Below are 18,090 nucleotides of genomic sequence, written 5' to 3' on the forward strand. Positions count from 1 at the left end.
GAGCAACAAGTTTTTTCTTGAACTCAGAACTTAAATTTAGAGAAAAAGAACTGAAATTAACAACAGAAAGGAGTAAGACGTGTTACCACCTGCTGCAGCACCAGAAAGTGTCGTTAACGCTATCGCAGATATTGAAGCATCGCTCGATGACGTGGTAAATCACGGGAGTGATGACGAATTGTTTATTGCCAGCTACTTGCAAGGTCATTTCGCGGTAGAGGCGCGCCAAATCGAAATGCAAGAAGACGCTACCGTTGCGATGCTTAATGACAAAATGCTTGAAAGCCTTGATAGTGCTTTTGCTAACAACGAATTAGAAAGTGAAGATGCTCAGCAAGTAAAAGCACTTTGGGCACGGTTAGTCGCAATGTAATTGCGGCTTTCCTCTAATCTGCCCACAACCACTATACTCCTGTTCGTCGTTATTTCTTTTTTCAATCCGTTACAGTTTTATCAGCGAAACCCTTTATTAGCCGCCAGGTGGGTTTATGTTTAATATTGGCGAAAAGCTGCTTTGTGGTGGCTGGTCAGTTCGAAGCGGTCAATGCGGTCATGTATAGCCTCTTATCAAATCAAAGATTCAATAGAGAATATAATCATTCAGAGTCTTTGGTCGAAAAGTATAATAGCTGACCTTTGGGCGATTTAAGTAGTGCTGCATCCAGAAAAATTAACTTGGACAATCATTGGTGATGCCGAACATATCAAATCGGATGTTGAAGCAGCGGAACTTGGACCTGTCAGTGTCCAAAGTATGAATTCACTGTAATAGGCGGCACTGTAAATTAAGCGAAAGGGCCGAGAAATTACTCGGCCTTTTTATTCAGAATTATTCACTAAATTCGTCAAATGCACGTAAAGCATCAGCAGCATACATAAATGATGGGCCGCCTCCCATATAAACGGACATACCGCACACTTCTTCTATTTCTGCACGGGTAGCACCTAAATGCACTAACGCTTTTGCATGAAAGCCTATGCAGCCATCGCATCGTGTTGCGATACCAATCGCAAGGGCAATAAGTTCTTTCGTTTTTTTATCCAACGCGCCATCGGCGGTCGCCGCCTTGGCCATATCAGAAAACCCCTTCATGACTTCTGGTACGCCTTTTTTAACCTCAGCTAGGTACGGATTTAAGTTATCTGTAATTTGTTTATATGACTTCGTCATAGTGCTCCCCTGATGAAAAAATAATGGATTAATAGGCTTCAACATCTATTGATATTCGGGCCTAATCTTAATAAAGTTCAAAGCAAATCTTACCGGGTAATATACACTTATTTTAGTTTAAAGCTGAAGGTGCGTTATGACCTATGTCAATAACTGTCAAGGTTACAGTACAAATGCGCCTTTTGTTGAATGGCTCGAAAGACCAATATGCACTAAAGTAAGGGTAGTTTAACTTATCGCCTCGATTCTTATTTTGAAGCTCCCCCTACCTGTGGCCACAGCAAAAACTTTACGTTCTTTCGAGCGCATATTTGCAACTTTTCTAATCAACCTGCTTTGTGCTTCGTTAGTGTTTGCTTCGGGGTCAAACAAGTTGATGAATGAATACTCCGTCGAACTATTAACCGATGAAGATGGCTTTGTGTCATCAGAAATCTACTCCGTTATTCAAGACCACCAGGGCTTTCTTTGGTTTGGCACGGCAGAAAATGGCGTCATGCGTTACGACGGCCGCAACGTTAAGCTCTTCGAGTCGAATAGTGAAAACGAACAAAGTCTTTCCCATAACGATGCCGGCAACTTAATGTTGGATGCTGAGGGCAATATTTGGGTGGGTACGTGGGGCGGTGGTGTCAACCGATACGACCCTACATCCGGTCAATATGCGCGCTATTCAAACGTGCCTGATGATGTAAATTCCCTGTCATCAAACCGAATTCAGTCGCTTTTTCAGGATAACGCAGGTGATATCTGGCTAGGCTCCTACGACAAAGGGCTTAACCGTTTTTTAGGCAATGGGCAATTCCAGCGAGTTCAAAAAATACCGGGGGATAAAAATAGTCTCTCGCATAATCGCATTTGGGACATTATTGATAACGACGCCAATAGTCTGTGGGTAGCGACCAGCTATGGGGTAAATTTACTCGATAAAAAAACGTTAAACGCAAAGCATTTCTTGCCCGAACCAAAAAATAAAACAGCAACAGGCGCAAATGAAATACGCAGCTTGCTTCGTACATCTTCTCACCAGTTATTTGTTGCGACGCAAAATGGGCCCTTCTTGTTTTTTCCAAGTTCCGGTGTTTTTCTGCCTCAAACGACACGAGAAGGTAAACCACTAAGTCAAGTAAACTCAATGATTGAGGACCATGATGGTCAAATATGGTTCGTCACTACCGAGGGATTGTATCGTCATACCGGAGAGGGGAACTATGTTGAAAAGGTCGACTTTGGTTATGAAAATGGCCTTCGCATAATTTTTGAAGATCATACTAAAACCAAGTGGATAACCAGTGAAGTTCATGGAATTTTTAAATTTTCCCCTCGCGGTAAAATGAAACAAATTAATAGCGAATTATTAACCGCACCAAGTGGTATTGCACTTGATAAAGCACTTGATGACAGTGATAAAAATGGTGATGTGCTCATTGTTACGGCAAACGCCGACGTGTTCAAATGGAAAGTGAAAGAAGAGCTTTTGCAAAAAGAATACGACTCGGTATTCAAAGAGCTAGGCGGTTATAAAGAGCGTGGGGTTATTGAAAGACCTATCATAGTGCCAGACCAAGAAGGGTTGCTGTGGGTGGCACAGGATGACTTTGTAGTCAGAGTTGACCGACGCACTAGAGCAATAAGCCGAATTGAATATCCCAAAACTGACAGTAATTATCGTCAGTTTCGTGAGTTCAGAGCGCTTGAACTAGACAATGATGGCAACGTTTGGATTGGTACCTATAAGCACGGTATCTATGTTTACAACAAACTTTCAGGGGATTTCAAGCATTTAACGACCAAAGACGGCTTAACGCACCCAGAAATTCACAGCCTATATAAAGACGCCAGCGGCAATATATGGGTGGGCACGGGCGGTGGTGTGAATCTTTGGTCAGTTGATAGTAAAAGTTTCGCGTACTTCAGTGGCGCAGAAGGCCAAACGGGAAGCTTGGTCGATAGCATTGTGGAAGATATCCATCAAACGAGCAACGGGCAAGTATGGATAGCTACGCAAACGGGGTTGTACCGATATTTAGCAGAGTCTAAGTCCTTCAAGCATTTTAGTGAGAAAAATGGGCTGCCCACCACCTTAATAAGAGCTATCGCCGATGGCGATGACGGCAGGCTATGGCTTACCACCAACAAAGGTGTTTTTCTTTATAACCCCGACACACAAAATGTTATCAGCTACAACAGTGTTAAAGATTTAGCGGGCAAAAACTTTTACTCAGATAGCTTAATTAAAGCGGATGGGTCTACCTATTTTACGAGTAGTCAACGGGGGATAGAGTACTTCAAGTATAGCCGAGAACAAACCGACACCGCTAACGCAAATATAGTTCTCACGGGTTTTAACAAAATGGGGGAATCGGTAGAGCTTAATAAGCCACTGTCCTATGTCACTGATATCTACCTTTCTTATGAAGACTACTTTTTTTCATTAGATTTTACTCTTTTGGATTTTTCAGACCCCAAGCGCGCCCACTTTGCATACAAGTTAGAAGGGTACGATGAGCAGTGGATTGATATTGGAAATCATACTTCGGTGTCGTTTACCAATTTAAATGGGGGGGACTACCGATTACTCGTAAAAGCCATGAAACCAAATGGGGAGTGGGGTGATGATACCCTATCCTTAAATTTACATGTGGCAGTAGCACCATGGAAAAGCTGGTGGGCTTACACTATCTACAGTTTATTTTTGTTAGGTATTCTCGTGTTGGTGATTTATCTGCGCACCCATCTACAGCAAACCGAAATCACTAGACAAAAACGCTTCGTTCAAACCCTAGAGCAGCAGGTATCTGAAAAAACTGCGTCGCTGAAAGCGCAGGCGAACGATTTAAAGCAAGCGCTTGAAAGTGCTGAAGAGGCCACGAAGTTGAAGTCTGAATTTCTTGCTAATATGAGCCATGAAATTAGGACGCCAATGAATGGTGTTATAGGTATGCTGGGCCTGTTGAAAAAAAGCGACCTAACAGCAGAACAAAGCCAGCGTGTGAGTATTGCTAAAACCAGCGCTAACTCATTGCTTGTGCTTATCAATGACATCCTAGATTTTTCAAAGATTGAAGCAGGCAAGCTTGAACTAGAGTCTTTGGATTTTGACCTAAGGGAGCTGGTGGAAAGCACTGCGCTGTCAGTAGCGCACTCAGCGCAAGAAAAAGGCCTGGAAGTGATTGTTGATGTCTCTGAAATCACTGAGTCAAAAATATATTCTGACCCAAGCCGAATTCAACAAATCCTGACTAACCTTTTGAGTAATGCAGTTAAATTCACTAAGAAGGGTGAGATATACATTACTGCAAAGCTAACCCCAAGTAATGTTGAAAGTGAAAACACGCTTTACCTAACGGTAGAAGATACGGGTATAGGCATCCCGGAATCAAAACTTCCTCATTTGTTCGACGCATTTACCCAAGTCGACGCCTCTACTACAAGGCGCTTCGGAGGTACAGGGCTTGGTTTAAGTATAACTAGAAAACTGAGTCAGCTACTGGGAGGTGACATAAATGTTACCTCTGAACTTGGCAAAGGTAGCTGCTTCAAGGTTATATGTAGAGTTACGGGCTCGGAGGAAAGCGTGACACCGAAACCTGAACTTGCCAAAGAAAATACGTGCTGCTTAATAGTGGATAGGAATGCGTCAACAAGGCATGTAATGCAAAATCAACTGAAGCTTTGGGGAGTAAATACATTATGTGCATCATCGCTAGAAGAGGCGGCAACGCTTTACTTAGCTGATGAGGGTAGCGGACAAAGCAAGTTAGATATTGATATTTTGTTTCTGGAAAAGGTCGTTGATGAACACAAGCGAGACAACCAATTACTGAACCTCAACGGTGCCGAAAGTTTAAGGTTCAGTCGTACTATTCTTATGACCAAATTAAGCGATGTCGATAGCTTCAGCGAGTTTAGAGGGCTGCCAGTTGACGAATGTCTGCCCAAACCCATAACGACAGCAGATTTAATAAGAATACTAGAAAATACGGTTGATAAGTCCTGTACTCAAAACGATGTGCGTCCACGGCAGCTGGGTGTGGATACTGCAAATTTTGTAGAGCAGCATCTTGATGAAGGCCTAACTGGACAACAGCCGGCGAGTTGCTCACTTCCTATCGAAGCCGCACGGATTTTGTTAGTTGAAGACAATGTGATAAATCAACTGGTTGCTACTAATGCGCTCGAAAGCGAAGGGTATCAGGTAGATGTGGCAAATAATGGCTTAGAAGCGTTAGACATGTTGAAGCGCAGCGAGCTTGAAGCACAATACAGCGCAATTATTATGGATTGCCAAATGCCCGAAATGGATGGGTTTGAAGCAACGAGATGCATCCGTGAAGGGGCGGCGGGAGATATCTATAAAAATACGCCTATTATTGCGGTGACGGCCAATGCCATGCAAAGCGACAAAGATATGTGCATGGCAGCAGGTATGGACGACTTTCTTACCAAGCCTATCGATAATCAGAAAGTAACGTCGACCTTACGGAAATGGCTAAACAAAAATAACTAGTCACTCGCCAAAAAGGAAATAAACGCGTTAATATGCAACAAATTTTTAACATGTTGTGAGAGCGTTAATGCTAAACAGAGCATCAAAACCCTTCGTCAAACTCGTCGAAAGGTATCTTCCTGACCCCTACATTTTCGTTTTATTACTTACCCTAATTACGTTTGCTTTTGCGGTGGTCATTCAAGAGCAAACTCCACTTACCACAATTCAACAGTGGGGAGACGGATTTTGGGGGCTGCTAACTTTCTCAATGCAAATGCTCTTGGTATTAGTAACCGGGTTTATGCTGGCATGCACGCCGCTAGTCAAGACACTGCTGGAGAGTCTCGCCCGTCTAGCTAAAAGCCCTGGAAGTGCTATTGTACTGGTTACTTTAGTGTCGCTTACGGCCAGTTGGATAAACTGGGGCTTTGGCCTTGTTGTAGGCGCGTTGTTCGCCAAAGCACTTGCAAGAAAAGTGTCGGTAGATTATCGGCTATTGGTGGCGAGCGCATATTCAGGTTTTGTCGTATGGCATGGCGGCTTGGCGGGCTCTGTACCGTTAACTATTGCAACCCCGGGTCATTTTTCAGAGGCACAAATAGGCGTGATTGGTACCAGCGAGACCATTTTTAGCGGTTTCAACTTACTGTTGTTGGCAATTATGTTTGTAGTTATTCCCCTTGTGAATCGCTTGATGCTGCCCCCTAAATCTGAAAGCGTGATTGTGGATACCACAAAGCTACAAGACGACGCATTGCCTTCGGCGACAAACGAGAGGCCTGCCGATAAACTCGAAAACAGCAAAGCTCTTGGTTTACTTGTTGGTTTCGCTGGGCTTGCTTATCTTGCGAACTATTTTATTTCCGGCGGCGGGTTAAACCTAAACATCGTTAATACGTTATTTCTTTTCCTTGCTATTGCCCTTCACGGTACGCCACGCAATGTTTTACATAGTTTGCAGCAAGCGGTTCAGGGCGGCAGCGGAATAGTAATACAGTTTCCGTTTTATGCTGGCATTATGGCGGTTATGGTGCAATCTGGATTAGCGCAGACTATGTCAGAATGGCTAATTAGTTTTGCGTCTGCAGAGTCGTTGCCCGTATGGAGTTTTATTAGTGCAGGCATTGTTAATATTTTCGTACCTTCGGGAGGAGGGCAGTGGGCGGTGCAAGCTCCCGTAATCTTGCCGGCTGCCGCTGAACTGGGTGCGGAAGTAAATAGGGTTGCAATGGCAGTGGCGTGGGGTGATGCGTGGACCAATTTGATTCAGCCGTTTTGGGCACTACCCGTACTTGCCATAGCTGGCCTTAAAGCCAAAGACATTATGGGCTTTTGCTTGGTTCAGCTTATCGTAACCGGTGTCATTATTTCCTTGGTATTGCGGTTTGTGTGAGGATGGTTACTTTAGGTACTGTATGAATTGAAGAGCGCACGGATCAGCAGTTTTGAGATGACACTTTTTGGCCTTTTAAAATCATGCCAACATCCAAAATTCCGAGAAGTGTTAGCGCTCATCAAGTAGTCGAACAACGTGATGAGCGAAACAAGTCGGAGCTAAGCGAATGCGGTTTCTATCGATACAATGTCAATACCACGCACTTGCATAGAATCCAGCGCCAATAGATGACCAATGGCGTCACGCGTGCAGGTGCAAGGTTCAATGACTTTGGGGGAATACTTGGCAGCAGCTGGTGATAATGCTGTGTGAGTTACGCAGTTGTGGGTCATCATACCTGCAAGAAGAATTTCATCCACGCCCAATGACTGTAAGGTTTCGTCTAAATTGGTGTTTTCAAAACAATCGGCGTGTTGCTTTGTGATGATGGGCGCATCCGGGGCAGCGGCTATCACCTCTTTATGAATTTCAGCGCCATGAGATCCTTCATAGAAAAACAACCCTTCTCCGGCCTCAACAGGCACAAGGTGCTGTATGTGAATAATCGGAATGCTCTTTTCCTTTGCAATAGCCATCGCTTTAAGTGTTTCTTGCATCGCAAGCTCTGGTTTGTGTAAAGGATACTTCCCTTCAGGAAAGTAATCGTTTTGAATATCTATAACAATAAGTGCTTGTTTAACCACGGTCTTACCCTCTTTTTCCAAGAAATAGTCTCTAGCACGGTTTAAGTTGTGCTTACTCGATATTGACTATTTTGCAGATTTTCACGTGTAATAGAGAGTGACGATAATGACAAAAAGCGCGCCAAATGCGACAGCGTTCACAGAACGACAATGAAACGATGAAAGAAATAAAAATAGCAGTAATAAACTATCCAACCGCAAGCCAATCTGCGCTTTACGGCATCGTTGAGATGTTAGAGTTAGCAAATACGATGTGTGAGCAAATCAACGCTGATGTGGCATTTAGCGCGAGTATTTACAAAGCGGAACAGTTGAATTCAAATGCACTGGTTGATGTCGTCATCTTGCCGCCAAGCATGAGTGAAACATTTTTTGAGCATAACTTCACATCACTTATCAACTATATGGGAGTCATGCAGTCCCAAGGTGCATTGCTCGCCTCTGCTTGCGTAGGTGCATTTATTCTTGGCAAAGGGGGCTTTTTAGATAACAAAGTGTGTACTACACACTGGCGAATTGCCGATCACTTCATGGCAGCCTTTCCCACAGCAAAACTAGACGCCAAGGCTATTGTGGTAAACGGGGAGGGCGTAATAACGGCTGGCGGGAGAATGGCTTGGATTGACCTTGTGTTTGAAATCATATCGACCTTAAGTTCACCTACCATTGCCTTGAGTCTTTCTAAAGAGATGGTGGTGGATACAGGTTACAGGGAGCAAGGCTTTTATCACCAGTTTTCACCTAAAAAAGATCATGGCGATGCTCTCGTTGTTAAAGCACAAAATTACTTGGAAAACCATTACAGTCAGACAATTTCTCTTAGCGATTTAGCAAGCCACACTTTCGTTAGTCAGCGAACCTTACAGCGAAGATTTACGCAAGCGTTAGGTATGTCAGTCATCGACTATCTGCAGAAGCTGAGACTTCATCATGCTTGTCAGCAAATTGAAGTATCTACGCGTAGCATTGCTGATATTGCATTCAACGTGGGCTATCAAAACGTCAATGCGTTTAGGAAGATATTCCGTAAAGAGTATGGGCTTAGTCCGGTGGAATACCGCAAGCGTTTTGCAATAAATTAATCATATCGTTATTTTCATTTTAATTGTTATGTTATAACATTTATTAAATTCGAGATTTAAAATGAAACTTAGCGAGTCGTTATGTCAATTCAAACTCAGCTTCCCGTTACCGTACTTTCGGGCTTTCTAGGCGCCGGTAAGACCACGGTTCTAAATCATATTCTGAATAATCGTGATGGATTAAGAGTAGCCGTTATTGTTAACGATATGAGTGAAATCAATATCGATGCTGCTACGGTGAAAAATGAAATTAGCTTTAATCGAGCCGAAGAAAAGCTGGTGGAAATGAGCAACGGCTGTATTTGCTGTACGTTGCGAGAAGATTTACTTGAAGAGATAGAGCGTTTAGCGCACGAAGGTAAATACGATTACCTGGTTATAGAGTCTACAGGCATTTCAGAGCCTCTGCCTGTAGCAGAGACCTTCACGTTTGCTGATGAAGACGGTAAAAGCTTATCTGAAATATCGCGCCTCGATACCATGGTTACCGTTGTTGATGCATTGAATTTTCTTAAAGACTATGACGAAGCTAAGTTTCTCAACGAAGTGGGTGAGAGCTTGGGTGAGGAAGACGAGCGTAGCGTAGCAGACTTGTTGGTCGAACAAGTGGAATTTGCTGATATATTGCTAATTAGCAAAACCGACTTAGTCTCTGAACAAGAGTTGGCGCGCCTTAAGAGTATTCTACAAACCCTTAATACCGAGGCTATTCAAGTGCCCATTGAGCATGGAAAAGTGCCCCTTGATAAAGTGCTGAACACGGGGCGATTTAGCTTTGAGCGTGCTCAGCAATCGCCTGGTTGGTTGAAAGAAATGCGTGGCGAGCACGTACCAGAGACTGAAGAGTTTGGTATAAGCAGCTTTTCGTACGAAGCGCGACGTCCGTTTGATCCGCAAAAGTTTTATGATTTTATCCATAGCAAAGACATTGCAGGTAAGTTAATTCGTTCAAAAGGCTTCTTCTGGTTGGCAACACGCCCACAGCTTGCGGGCAGTTGGAGCCAAGCAGGCGGTATGGCGAGATACGGAGCCGCTGGACTGTTTTGGAAAGCCGTACCAAAAGAGCAGTGGCCTGAAGACCCTGAGTACCTTAAAGCAATTGAAGAGCAGTGGATGGAGCCTTTCGGTGACATGCGTCAAGAGCTGGTGTTCATTGGACAAGGGCTTAATAAAAGCGACATTATCGAGCGGTTAGATCGTTGCTTGTTAACTGACGAGCAGCTTATTCAAGGCCATCATGTTTGGGCTGAAATGCCTGATCCATTTCCTGCGTGGGAGCACTAGTATGCAGGCGCTACAAGACGACAAAATTGTCTTCGAACGTAGCAGTTCGTGGCGCTCAAGCGCCGATGCTATGGTATTAGGCGATATCTTTGATAAAGGTATTAGCGTTGCGGTATGGACAAGGCCCGAAGTACCACTTGTCACGCAATATTATGTCGACGTTTTTAAATCATTAGGAATGGGGATTCGCGGTGTTTTCTCTTTAATATCACTGAAAGAGGAAATCGCAAAGCTTTTACCTGATGGAAGAAATAGTGCCGGAAAGCAGGCTGCCATTGACGATATTTATTTGCTGTCAGACATGCTTACCACGCTATTTGATTGTAACAGCGTAGGTATAAGGTTAGTGCCCCTTTCATCAGCAATGTGCCCAAGCTTTCATGTGGACAATATACCTGTTCGGTTGGTGAATACCTATTTGGGCGAAGGTACTGAGTGGCTGCCGAAAGAAAGTGTGGTAACTAGCCCGATGATTGGCCTTAATGACGCAAATATTCAAGGGCTTACGAAGAATCGGTTGGGGCAGCACTATCAAGAAAACAGCGTTAGGCAAATGAACGCACTCGATGTGGGCTTACTTAAAGGAAAAGCGTGGCAGGGTCATGAAGAATTTGCTGCAGTCCACCGTTCTTGCAAAGTAATGCCTGAAACTCAACGCGTACTGCTTACTCTTGACCCTATGTAGTTTTAAAAAAACAGTGCAATTTTATAAACCGGGCGTAACTTATTATCAGTCACTTTGGCGCTATCACTTTTTCCATAAGTTTTCCCTTGTGATAGCGCTTTTTTCTTTCTTAGTACCTAGCCTCTCAAATCTTCTTAAACGTTATAATCTTTCATATTTAACGTATTGTGAATGCTAGGAATGCGTTCTTCTGCATGGTGATTTACATACAGCAGTGTACTTGTGCCTGCTTTAGCCAATATATCAATAAGCTTAAGCGCTTTTTGGCGGTTGAAGTCGTCTAAACCATTACAAGGTTCATCCAAGATAAGCAGTGCAGGGTGTTTTACCATAGACCTCGCTATAAGCACTAATCGCTGATCACCAAAAGACAGTGACTGAAACGGTGTGTTCTTCTTCTGTTGTAAGCCTAGTACAGCAAGCCATTGTTCTGCCACCATGCGTTCTTCTAGCGTGGGGCGGGTGTACAGACCAATACTGTCGTGAAAGCCTGAAATGATAACGTGTTCAACACTTGCGTTCACTTTGTACTGCATATGGAGCGCATTCGACATAATTCCAATGTGCTTTTTAATGTCCCATATGCTCTCGCCTGTGCCACGTTTTATGCCAAACATTGTTAAATCGTTGGTATAACAATGGGAATTATCACCGGTAAACATTTGAAGCAAACAGGTTTTGCCTGATCCATTTGGACCAGTGATCTGCCAGTGCTCATTTTTGTTAAGCGTAAAGTTAAGCTTTTCAAATACGGTTCGTTCATCGAAGCGCACGAACCCATCTTTAAGCTGAATTAAGGTATGAGGTAGTGAATCTAACTCACTGTTTTGATCATTGAGGTTTCGGTCATTACGATTGGGATCATCGCCGTGTTTGTCTTTAGCGTTAAGCGCTGAGGGAACATTGATATCATCAGACTCTAATGCAAACCACGTGCTTAATTCTGAGCGCAAACCGTCATAGTTAAGTTTATCTTCAGATTTCCACGTAATGGCCAAGTCATCCATGACAATCAACTGGGCTTGCATATTCTTGGGAATATCTACGAGTTTGTTGGCGGTAAGTACTAAAGAAGCTTGCTGCTGAGAAACAAGAAAGCGACTAAATGCGCTTATCGCTTCAACATCTAAACCTTCGAAGGGCTCATCAAGCAAAATAATAGAGGCATTACTTAACCATGCCAACATGATAATAATCTTGCGGGTTTCACCTGTTGAAAGTGAAAGAAACGCATTATCTAGCAAATGCTCAATTCTAAGAGCAGAGGCGAGTTCATCGTAATAAGGGTGATTTTGATAATCCACATTAGTCTGTGCGAATAGTTCACAAACCTGTGATGGCTCAGCTATTACGTCTAAAATATCCGCACTGTCTTTTTGTTTTTCTTCTTCAATTATCGCTTGCTGTTTAAAAACCGAAACCTCTGCAACAACCGAACTACATTCACGACTACCGCTTGCTGCCTTCCCACTACCGGCAAGCGCGGAAATTAAGAGTGACTTCCCGCTACCGTTTCTGCCTGCAATAAGGACGTGCGAGGGTGGTTTTTCGTTATTTAGTGTTAACGAAAATGCAGGGGTAATATATTGATTAGGAAGCTTTGTTTGAAATTCGGAAAGGTACAGCATTAATGATCGCGAGTGAATATTGAGTAGAACCATTGTGAAGTTTTCTGTTTACCTGTCAATGGTGAATAAGACTTTCTGAAGACAGAGCCAGCTGGTAAGTTAGTCGTATAAGGTAAATGCAGCATTGGATGGTTGGTAAGGGAATAAATTAGTGAGCATGGTAACACTCAGAGATTTTAAAACGAGAGATGTAGGTAGACTGGTAGATATTTTAAACCAACCCTCGGTCACTCAATATCTTTCGACAAAAATTCCTAACCCTTATACAAGAGAAGATGCTATGTGGTGGGTTCAAGAGGGGAGCAACCAAGGCTTTACAAGAGCTGTTGAGTATGAGGGCGAGTTAGTTGGGTGTATTGGTGTTAACCCGGGTAACTTTGAATATGAGAGGTCTGGAGAAGTTGGGTACTGGCTTTGTTCATCACATTGGCGAAAAGGCATTATGCGCGAAGCGCTGCGCCAAATTATTGCGCTTACTTTCTCGAACACAAATATAGAGCGCATTTTTGCCTGCGTATTTTCATCTAATTTTGCTTCGCAAAAGCTGCTGCTAGATGCAGGGTTTAGTGAAGAAGCGATATTGCAACGCGCCATCTTCAAAAATGGACGGTTTTACGGTAGCCATATTTTTGCCATCTTGAGATAGCTAAAAGGTAATTCCCCAATAAAGTGTTTTTCTGTGTCTGAGAAAACAACCTTCATAAGATACATTCTATAAAAAGGAACTTTTGTGAAAAAAACGATGATATCAATTCTACTCGTTTTTCTGGTCATCATTTGCGCGGGGCTAGTAGTGCCAGAAAAGCTCGTAATTCCAGTAGAGGGGGCATCTTCTAACGACTGGAATCACAATACGTTTTGGTACGAACCATGGGGTAGCTCTGGTGTGCACAAAGGGATAGATATCTTCGGGGCAAAAGGTACACCTGTTCAATCCGCCACCTCAGGTTATGTTATCTACACAGGCGAATTGGGTAAAGGAGGGAACGTTGTCGCGGTTCTAGGCCCTAAGTGGCGTGTGCATTATTACGCTCATATGCAAGAAGTTACAGTGAAGAAAGGGGCTTGGTTGTCTCAAAAAGAGCAAGTGGGAACCCTTGGCGATACTGGCAACGCCAAAGGTAAGCAACCCCACCTTCACTACTCGATAGTTTCTCTTATTCCTTTGCCATGGAAAGCAACGTCTGAACCTCAAGGTTGGAAAAAAATGTTTTTTCTTAATCCTCACGAAAAGTTGCTGTAGGCGCAAATGCAAGGATGAGCGCTTCTTTAGGTAAATACATACTTCACATTGATGGTATCGCAGGAACGAGCGCTGGCTTATTGCTACTGCTTTTCCGAAATATAGCGAGCGACTACTACCAGCTGCCGAAAGGGCTAATTCTATTTTTAGCGGGTGCGAATTTATGCTATGGCATAAACGCATTAAGGCTTGCCCTAATGCGCAATAGAAAGCTTAATGAAGTAACGGCTTTAGCTATTGCAAACTTTCTTTGGGCGGTTACATGTGTAGGAATTCTTCCCACTTACTACGAACAAGCGAGTATATTCGCACTGCTATTTATTAGTGCCGAGTGCATATTTGTAGCGATACTTGGTCTGTGTGAGTGGCGCTACAGATTTCTATTAGCTGCTAGTGGTGATTGATTTTCGCTTAAAGCAAATGCGATTTTCAATCGTAAAAACTCTATCTAACATCATTCTGAAAGATATCTAGTTTGTAAAATTTACGGCTATTTTCTAACCTTTTCCCGTAAAAATATTACTGAAGCGCTGAATTACCTACACATAATAATTCTATTATCTAAACCCTGTCATTTCCTACTTATTTAAATAAGTCATATTTTTCAATCGCTTGCGCTTCTTCTTATTCCTTGGCACTCGTTTTGCGATCTTGTCAATGTGTGTATTTTCAAGGAAAAGATCAATGGAAGCCGAACATCGAGCCGTTAAGCAGACTATTCAAATGCGTCAAAGTAACCAATTGGAAGTGAACGCTTTTGGTCGCTCCTTAACGCCTAGCAAACGAACTTCTAGCACAGCAAGAAAACTCGTTATTGCTGCAGCTTCTTTCTGGTTACCTTTGGTAGGTGTTGCCTCGACCGTCTCCACTCCAACACCAGCAGCTTTGGAAGAGGCGCATACAACCTCAGCGTTACAAGCACAGTTAAAGCAAATGAAAAGCGCTTATGCTTTCTATTCTTCTATTGCCCAACAGGGCGGCTGGAAAACCCTAGATTCAGAATCAGTTCTTGAAAACGGTGCGCTAGAAAGGCCACACGCAATAACAATACAACTAATGGCGAAAAGCAGAGTCAAGTTATACGTGCGCTTATCTCCCGCTTAGGAAGAGAATACTCATCATTAGACACCAGTTGTGTCCATGCTTTAACAGCGGTTAATTCCAAGTCATGCGTTTTTAGTGAAGATGTTGAAGAGACAGTGAAAGATTTTCAACGCCGCCACGGACTGTTAGTTGATGGCGTAGTGGGCAGAAAGACAATTGCTGCACTAAATGTGACGGCAGATGAAAAAGCCCAGCAATTAGCACTGAATATAACACGCTTAGAAATGTTCGAAGAAAAAGACAGCGATGCTTACGTGTTAGTTAACATTCCAGAATTCCGCCTTCGTTATATTAGTCAAGGTAGAGTAAAAGCCACTAAAGATGTGGTAGTAGGCAAGCCAAGCTGGGCTACGCCTTCATTTAGCGATCATATCGAAAAGTTTGTGGTTAACCCGGAATGGCGTATACCACTTTCGATCGCGACTAGAGAGATCGCGCCTAAAGTAGCAGAAAACGCTAATTACTTAGAAGAGAACAACATTGTTATTCGCAAAAACAGTTTTGTTGATGATGAGTTGGTTGACCCCAATACAATTGATTGGAAAAACATAAAGCCTTATCAGTTTGACCATTTTTTAGTAAAGCTTCCCAACGAAAAAAATCCGTTAGGCAAGGTTAAATATCTATTCCCGAATCGACACGCTGTGTACGTGCACGATACGCCTTATCAACAGTGGTTTAATGAAACAAACCGCGCTGCGTCACACGGCTGTATTAGATTGGAAGACCCTTTTTCACTAGCAAAGTTAATTGCAGAAGAGCAGGGCGTAGAGAGTCTAATGGATAACGTAATATCAGCCCGTGATTTAAGCCAGTCTAAAACCTTTCACCTTGAAGAGCCTCTGCCTATTCATTTGGTGTATTGGACCGCGTGGGCTGACCAAGACGGTAAGGTGAACTTCAGAAATGATATTTATCAGCGCGATCGACGCGACGCTAAGGCGCTTACTCAGGTAGCGTCTCTGTAGAAGAATACAAACGAACGATAGTGGTAACAAGGTATATGAAGATGATAGTGAATAACTTAGCAGCTTCGGTAGTGGCATTCGCATTACTCTTAACTGCACATAATGCAAATGCTCTTTTGCAGGGCGCAGATGCAAAGAGTGCCGAAATGGTTCAGAAGAAAGTTTCTCAAAGAACCACTCAAAAAGCGCCACATGAGCCAGTTGTTGTTGAAAATAAAGCTCACCTAGAGGACGCGGAATTTAGTTTAAAGATCAACAATATTGTGGTGCCTTATAACGTCTTTTCTTTATTTGTGCTACCTGAAGAAATTACTGAACTAGAAGTTATTTATCCGCAACCGGACAAAACCTATCAGTTGTTTGAAAACGGGGTAATGGTTGAGAAATCCGAGTCTATGACCTGGCACTGGCGGGCGAAAGATACGCCGGGTGAACAGCGCCTGGAAATAAGAAGCGAAGACGGGCAGGTTAATATGTCACTGAATGTATTTGTGATGGTTCCTGCCGAGGAAGTCCAAGGAGGACGCCTAAAATATTATCATATAGGGCCTTACCCAGATGAAAGCGAAGTTAAAAATAAAGACGTTTACGTTGAACCCGAAGGCTTTATTGAAGTTACCCAAAAAAACCAAGACTTATTGTTGTCTCCCCATTTCACGTTAAGAGAGTTTACCAGTAAACAGCGCTCTGGCTATCCTAAGTTCGTATATCTTCGTCCATCTCTACTTTTAAAGCTGGAAATGCTTAGAAGGGAAATGAATATGAACAATATTCACGTTTCAAACATGGTGATCATGAGCGGATACAGAACGCCTCAATATAATAAAGCAATCGGTAACGTTAAATTTAGTCGACATGTATATGGCGATGCTGCCGACATTTTTGTCGATAATGACGGTAACTACAGAATGGACGACTTAAACGGCGATGGGGTAGTAAACATTGCAGATGCTGACGTTATGGCCAATATGATAGCAGAGCTAAATAAACGCAGCGAATATAAAGGCTTAATCGGTGGTATGGGGGTTTACGGGCCTAAACCTCACCGAGGTCCATTCATTCATATCGACACCCGTGGTATTAAAGCGCGATGGAGAAAGCCTTAAGCAGATAATCGGTGTCTTTCAATTGCATTTCATTTTCAGTTAGCTAAAACGCCCGTTACATGCGGGCGTTTTAACGAATACAAGGCTTACTTATAAGCACCACTAGCGTAGTGAAGTTCGTAGCTGTGGCTGTAAATTTCGATGATGTTACCGAACGGGTCTTCCATATAAATCATACGATATGGCTTTTCACCAGGGTAATAGTAACGCGGTTTTTCCATACGGCGCTTACCGCCGGCATCCACAATTTTATAGCTGCCCCATCCCTTGCCGAATACGTCGGTGGACATTTTGCCAATTGCACCGTTCTTGATATTGCAGCCAGGTATGGGCGCAGGAGTTGCTGCGTCTAAAACGCCTAATCTTAACGCTGTCCGTCTACACAGCGTTTTAAACCATGCTGTATTTGGCGTTGGGCTGTACCTTTCGGCATTGATAGTGAAATTTGTTTTATAGCAATAGCTAATAAGCGGCTAAAGCAATATTGGCCGCTTTTGCCTCACAGTTTAATTTGCCAAGAGGTTTTGTACTAAGTCTTCTGTATCTACAATTGGGTCTTTGCCAAACCATATAGACCACAATGCGTTAGCCAACGCTTTGTTTTCAGTCTCGACAACCAAGGTATTGTTGAAAAACACACTTAGCTTATCTGAAGGAGCTCGAGAAAGTGTTAAGGTCGAATGTTTTTTTACTTCATCCTGAAATCCAGCAGATAGTCTTTTAATATCCTCTTTAATTTTACTAAGGTCAGCATCGACGTTATTTCGCTCAATGCCTTCCATTAGTGCTTCCTCTATTTGCTCTCGGGTCACATCCCTCAAGAACTCCAATTCTAGGCGCTGCTGTGTGTCTGCATTTAAAATAAACGTGATCAGCACTTCTTTCGATGCAAAGTTAACACTAGGCTTTGCCATGAAGTGGCTCAATTTGTAAACGCTAAAGAAAAAGCGCTTTTTAACGGTGGTACCGCTTAACTTAAGAGCATCTGAAATAGCTGTAGAACTGTTTTCGACTGAGATGCTGTGGGAATATGTCGAATCAATCACTGCTTTGGCTGTCACACTAAAACAAGTCACCATTAAAAGAATTAGACCGCGGTTTAAAATTGCTTTCGACAAAACTATTCCTCTGATAAAGCTATTAAAATATCTATTTGTAGCAGTACTGCTAGCGTTAATTACAGTTAACGACAATTTGCGATCAATATCTATACTTTTTCAGTACGAAGATAGGTGACAATAGATAGAG

At 43.0% G+C, this 18,090-nt stretch carries 16 protein-coding genes and 2 pseudogenes; 13 read left to right on the forward strand and 5 right to left on the reverse strand.

Annotated features, from left to right (window positions below):
- The first annotated feature begins 79 nt into the window (after positions 1 to 79).
- Complete coding sequence (locus tag V7R55_RS10445) at positions 80 to 373, forward strand: YfcL family protein (RefSeq protein ID WP_334059417.1); 294 nt, start codon at positions 80 to 82, stop codon at positions 371 to 373.
- A gap of 456 nt (positions 374 to 829) precedes the next feature.
- Here V7R55_RS10445 and V7R55_RS10450 read toward each other — a convergent pair whose 3' ends face one another.
- On the reverse strand, positions 830 to 1,171 hold the full coding sequence (locus V7R55_RS10450) for a carboxymuconolactone decarboxylase family protein (protein ID WP_334059418.1): 342 nt from the start codon (positions 1,169 to 1,171) through the stop codon (positions 830 to 832).
- A gap of 376 nt (positions 1,172 to 1,547) precedes the next feature.
- Between V7R55_RS10450 and V7R55_RS10455 the strand changes: the two genes are divergently transcribed.
- Both V7R55_RS10455 and V7R55_RS10460 read left to right on the forward strand, forming a co-directional pair.
- Complete coding sequence (locus tag V7R55_RS10455) at positions 1,548 to 5,681, forward strand: hybrid sensor histidine kinase/response regulator (protein ID WP_334059419.1); 4,134 nt, start codon at positions 1,548 to 1,550, stop codon at positions 5,679 to 5,681.
- Between the two features lie 67 nt (positions 5,682 to 5,748).
- The gene (locus V7R55_RS10460; protein ID WP_334059420.1) at positions 5,749 to 7,056 is read left to right on the forward strand and encodes a short-chain fatty acid transporter; all 1,308 of its coding nucleotides are present in this window, start codon (positions 5,749 to 5,751) and stop codon (positions 7,054 to 7,056) included.
- Positions 7,057 to 7,217: 161 nt separating this feature from the next.
- Here V7R55_RS10460 and V7R55_RS10465 read toward each other — a convergent pair whose 3' ends face one another.
- A complete protein-coding gene (locus V7R55_RS10465) occupies positions 7,218 to 7,742 on the reverse strand; it encodes a cysteine hydrolase family protein (protein ID WP_039225252.1) in 525 nt (174 codons plus the stop codon).
- Between the two features lie 125 nt (positions 7,743 to 7,867).
- Here V7R55_RS10465 and V7R55_RS10470 point away from each other — a divergent pair, with 125 nt between their 5' ends.
- The 3 genes from V7R55_RS10470 (at position 7,868) to V7R55_RS10480 (ending at position 10,793) form a co-directional block, all read left to right on the forward strand.
- Positions 7,868 to 8,824, forward strand: a complete 957-nt coding sequence (locus V7R55_RS10470; protein ID WP_334059421.1) for a GlxA family transcriptional regulator — start codon at positions 7,868 to 7,870, stop codon at positions 8,822 to 8,824.
- Positions 8,825 to 8,905: 81 nt separating this feature from the next.
- Positions 8,906 to 10,108 (forward strand): zinc metallochaperone GTPase ZigA, encoded by a 1,203-nt coding sequence (zigA, locus tag V7R55_RS10475; protein WP_334059422.1) that lies wholly within the window; start codon positions 8,906 to 8,908, stop codon positions 10,106 to 10,108.
- 1 nt (position 10,109) lies between these two features.
- Positions 10,110 to 10,793 carry a DUF1826 domain-containing protein gene (locus tag V7R55_RS10480; protein WP_334059423.1) on the forward strand — a complete coding sequence of 228 codons (684 nt, stop codon included), beginning with the start codon at positions 10,110 to 10,112 and terminating at the stop codon, positions 10,791 to 10,793.
- Between the two features lie 134 nt (positions 10,794 to 10,927).
- Here V7R55_RS10480 and V7R55_RS10485 read toward each other — a convergent pair whose 3' ends face one another.
- The gene (locus V7R55_RS10485) at positions 10,928 to 12,454 is read right to left on the reverse strand and encodes an ATP-binding cassette domain-containing protein (RefSeq protein WP_334059424.1); all 1,527 of its coding nucleotides are present in this window, start codon (positions 12,452 to 12,454) and stop codon (positions 10,928 to 10,930) included.
- Between the two features lie 124 nt (positions 12,455 to 12,578).
- Here V7R55_RS10485 and V7R55_RS10490 point away from each other — a divergent pair, with 124 nt between their 5' ends.
- The 6 genes from V7R55_RS10490 to V7R55_RS10515 all read left to right on the forward strand — a co-directional run bounded on the left by V7R55_RS10490 (position 12,579) and on the right by V7R55_RS10515 (position 16,842).
- Complete coding sequence (locus V7R55_RS10490; protein WP_334059488.1) at positions 12,579 to 13,067, forward strand: GNAT family N-acetyltransferase; 489 nt, start codon at positions 12,579 to 12,581, stop codon at positions 13,065 to 13,067.
- Between the two features lie 96 nt (positions 13,068 to 13,163).
- A complete protein-coding gene (locus V7R55_RS10495; RefSeq protein ID WP_334059489.1) occupies positions 13,164 to 13,664 on the forward strand; it encodes a M23 family metallopeptidase in 501 nt (166 codons plus the stop codon).
- Positions 13,665 to 13,678: 14 nt separating this feature from the next.
- A complete protein-coding gene (locus V7R55_RS10500; RefSeq protein WP_334059425.1) occupies positions 13,679 to 14,068 on the forward strand; it encodes a hypothetical protein in 390 nt (129 codons plus the stop codon).
- A gap of 280 nt (positions 14,069 to 14,348) precedes the next feature.
- Positions 14,349 to 14,768, forward strand: a complete 420-nt coding sequence (locus tag V7R55_RS10505) for a hypothetical protein (protein WP_334059426.1) — start codon at positions 14,349 to 14,351, stop codon at positions 14,766 to 14,768.
- A 95-nt stretch (positions 14,769 to 14,863) separates the two neighbouring features.
- Positions 14,864 to 15,736 (forward strand): L,D-transpeptidase family protein, encoded by an 873-nt coding sequence (locus V7R55_RS10510; RefSeq protein WP_334059427.1) that lies wholly within the window; start codon positions 14,864 to 14,866, stop codon positions 15,734 to 15,736.
- A 41-nt stretch (positions 15,737 to 15,777) separates the two neighbouring features.
- Positions 15,778 to 16,842, forward strand: a complete 1,065-nt coding sequence (locus tag V7R55_RS10515; RefSeq protein ID WP_334059428.1) for a YcbK family protein — start codon at positions 15,778 to 15,780, stop codon at positions 16,840 to 16,842.
- Positions 16,843 to 16,928: 86 nt separating this feature from the next.
- Here the strand turns inward: V7R55_RS10515 and V7R55_RS10520 are convergent.
- Positions 16,929 to 17,150, reverse strand: a pseudogene (locus V7R55_RS10520) (glyoxalase); the annotation flags it as partial.
- Between V7R55_RS10520 and V7R55_RS10525 the strand changes: the two are divergent.
- A pseudogene (locus V7R55_RS10525) lies at positions 17,140 to 17,298 on the forward strand (DUF2938 family protein); the annotation flags it as partial. The pseudogenes V7R55_RS10520 and V7R55_RS10525 sit on opposite strands and share 11 nt — an antisense overlap.
- A gap of 50 nt (positions 17,299 to 17,348) precedes the next feature.
- On the opposite strand, the gene V7R55_RS10530 reads toward V7R55_RS10525, so the two are convergent.
- Positions 17,349 to 17,960: a chalcone isomerase family protein gene (locus V7R55_RS10530; RefSeq protein WP_334059429.1), complete on the reverse strand. Its 612-nt coding sequence runs from the start codon at positions 17,958 to 17,960 to the stop codon at positions 17,349 to 17,351.
- Positions 17,961 to 18,090 lie beyond the last annotated feature (130 nt).

This window comes from Alteromonas sp. S005 (assembly GCF_036864475.1).
Taxonomy (GTDB): domain Bacteria; phylum Pseudomonadota; class Gammaproteobacteria; order Enterobacterales; family Alteromonadaceae; genus Alteromonas.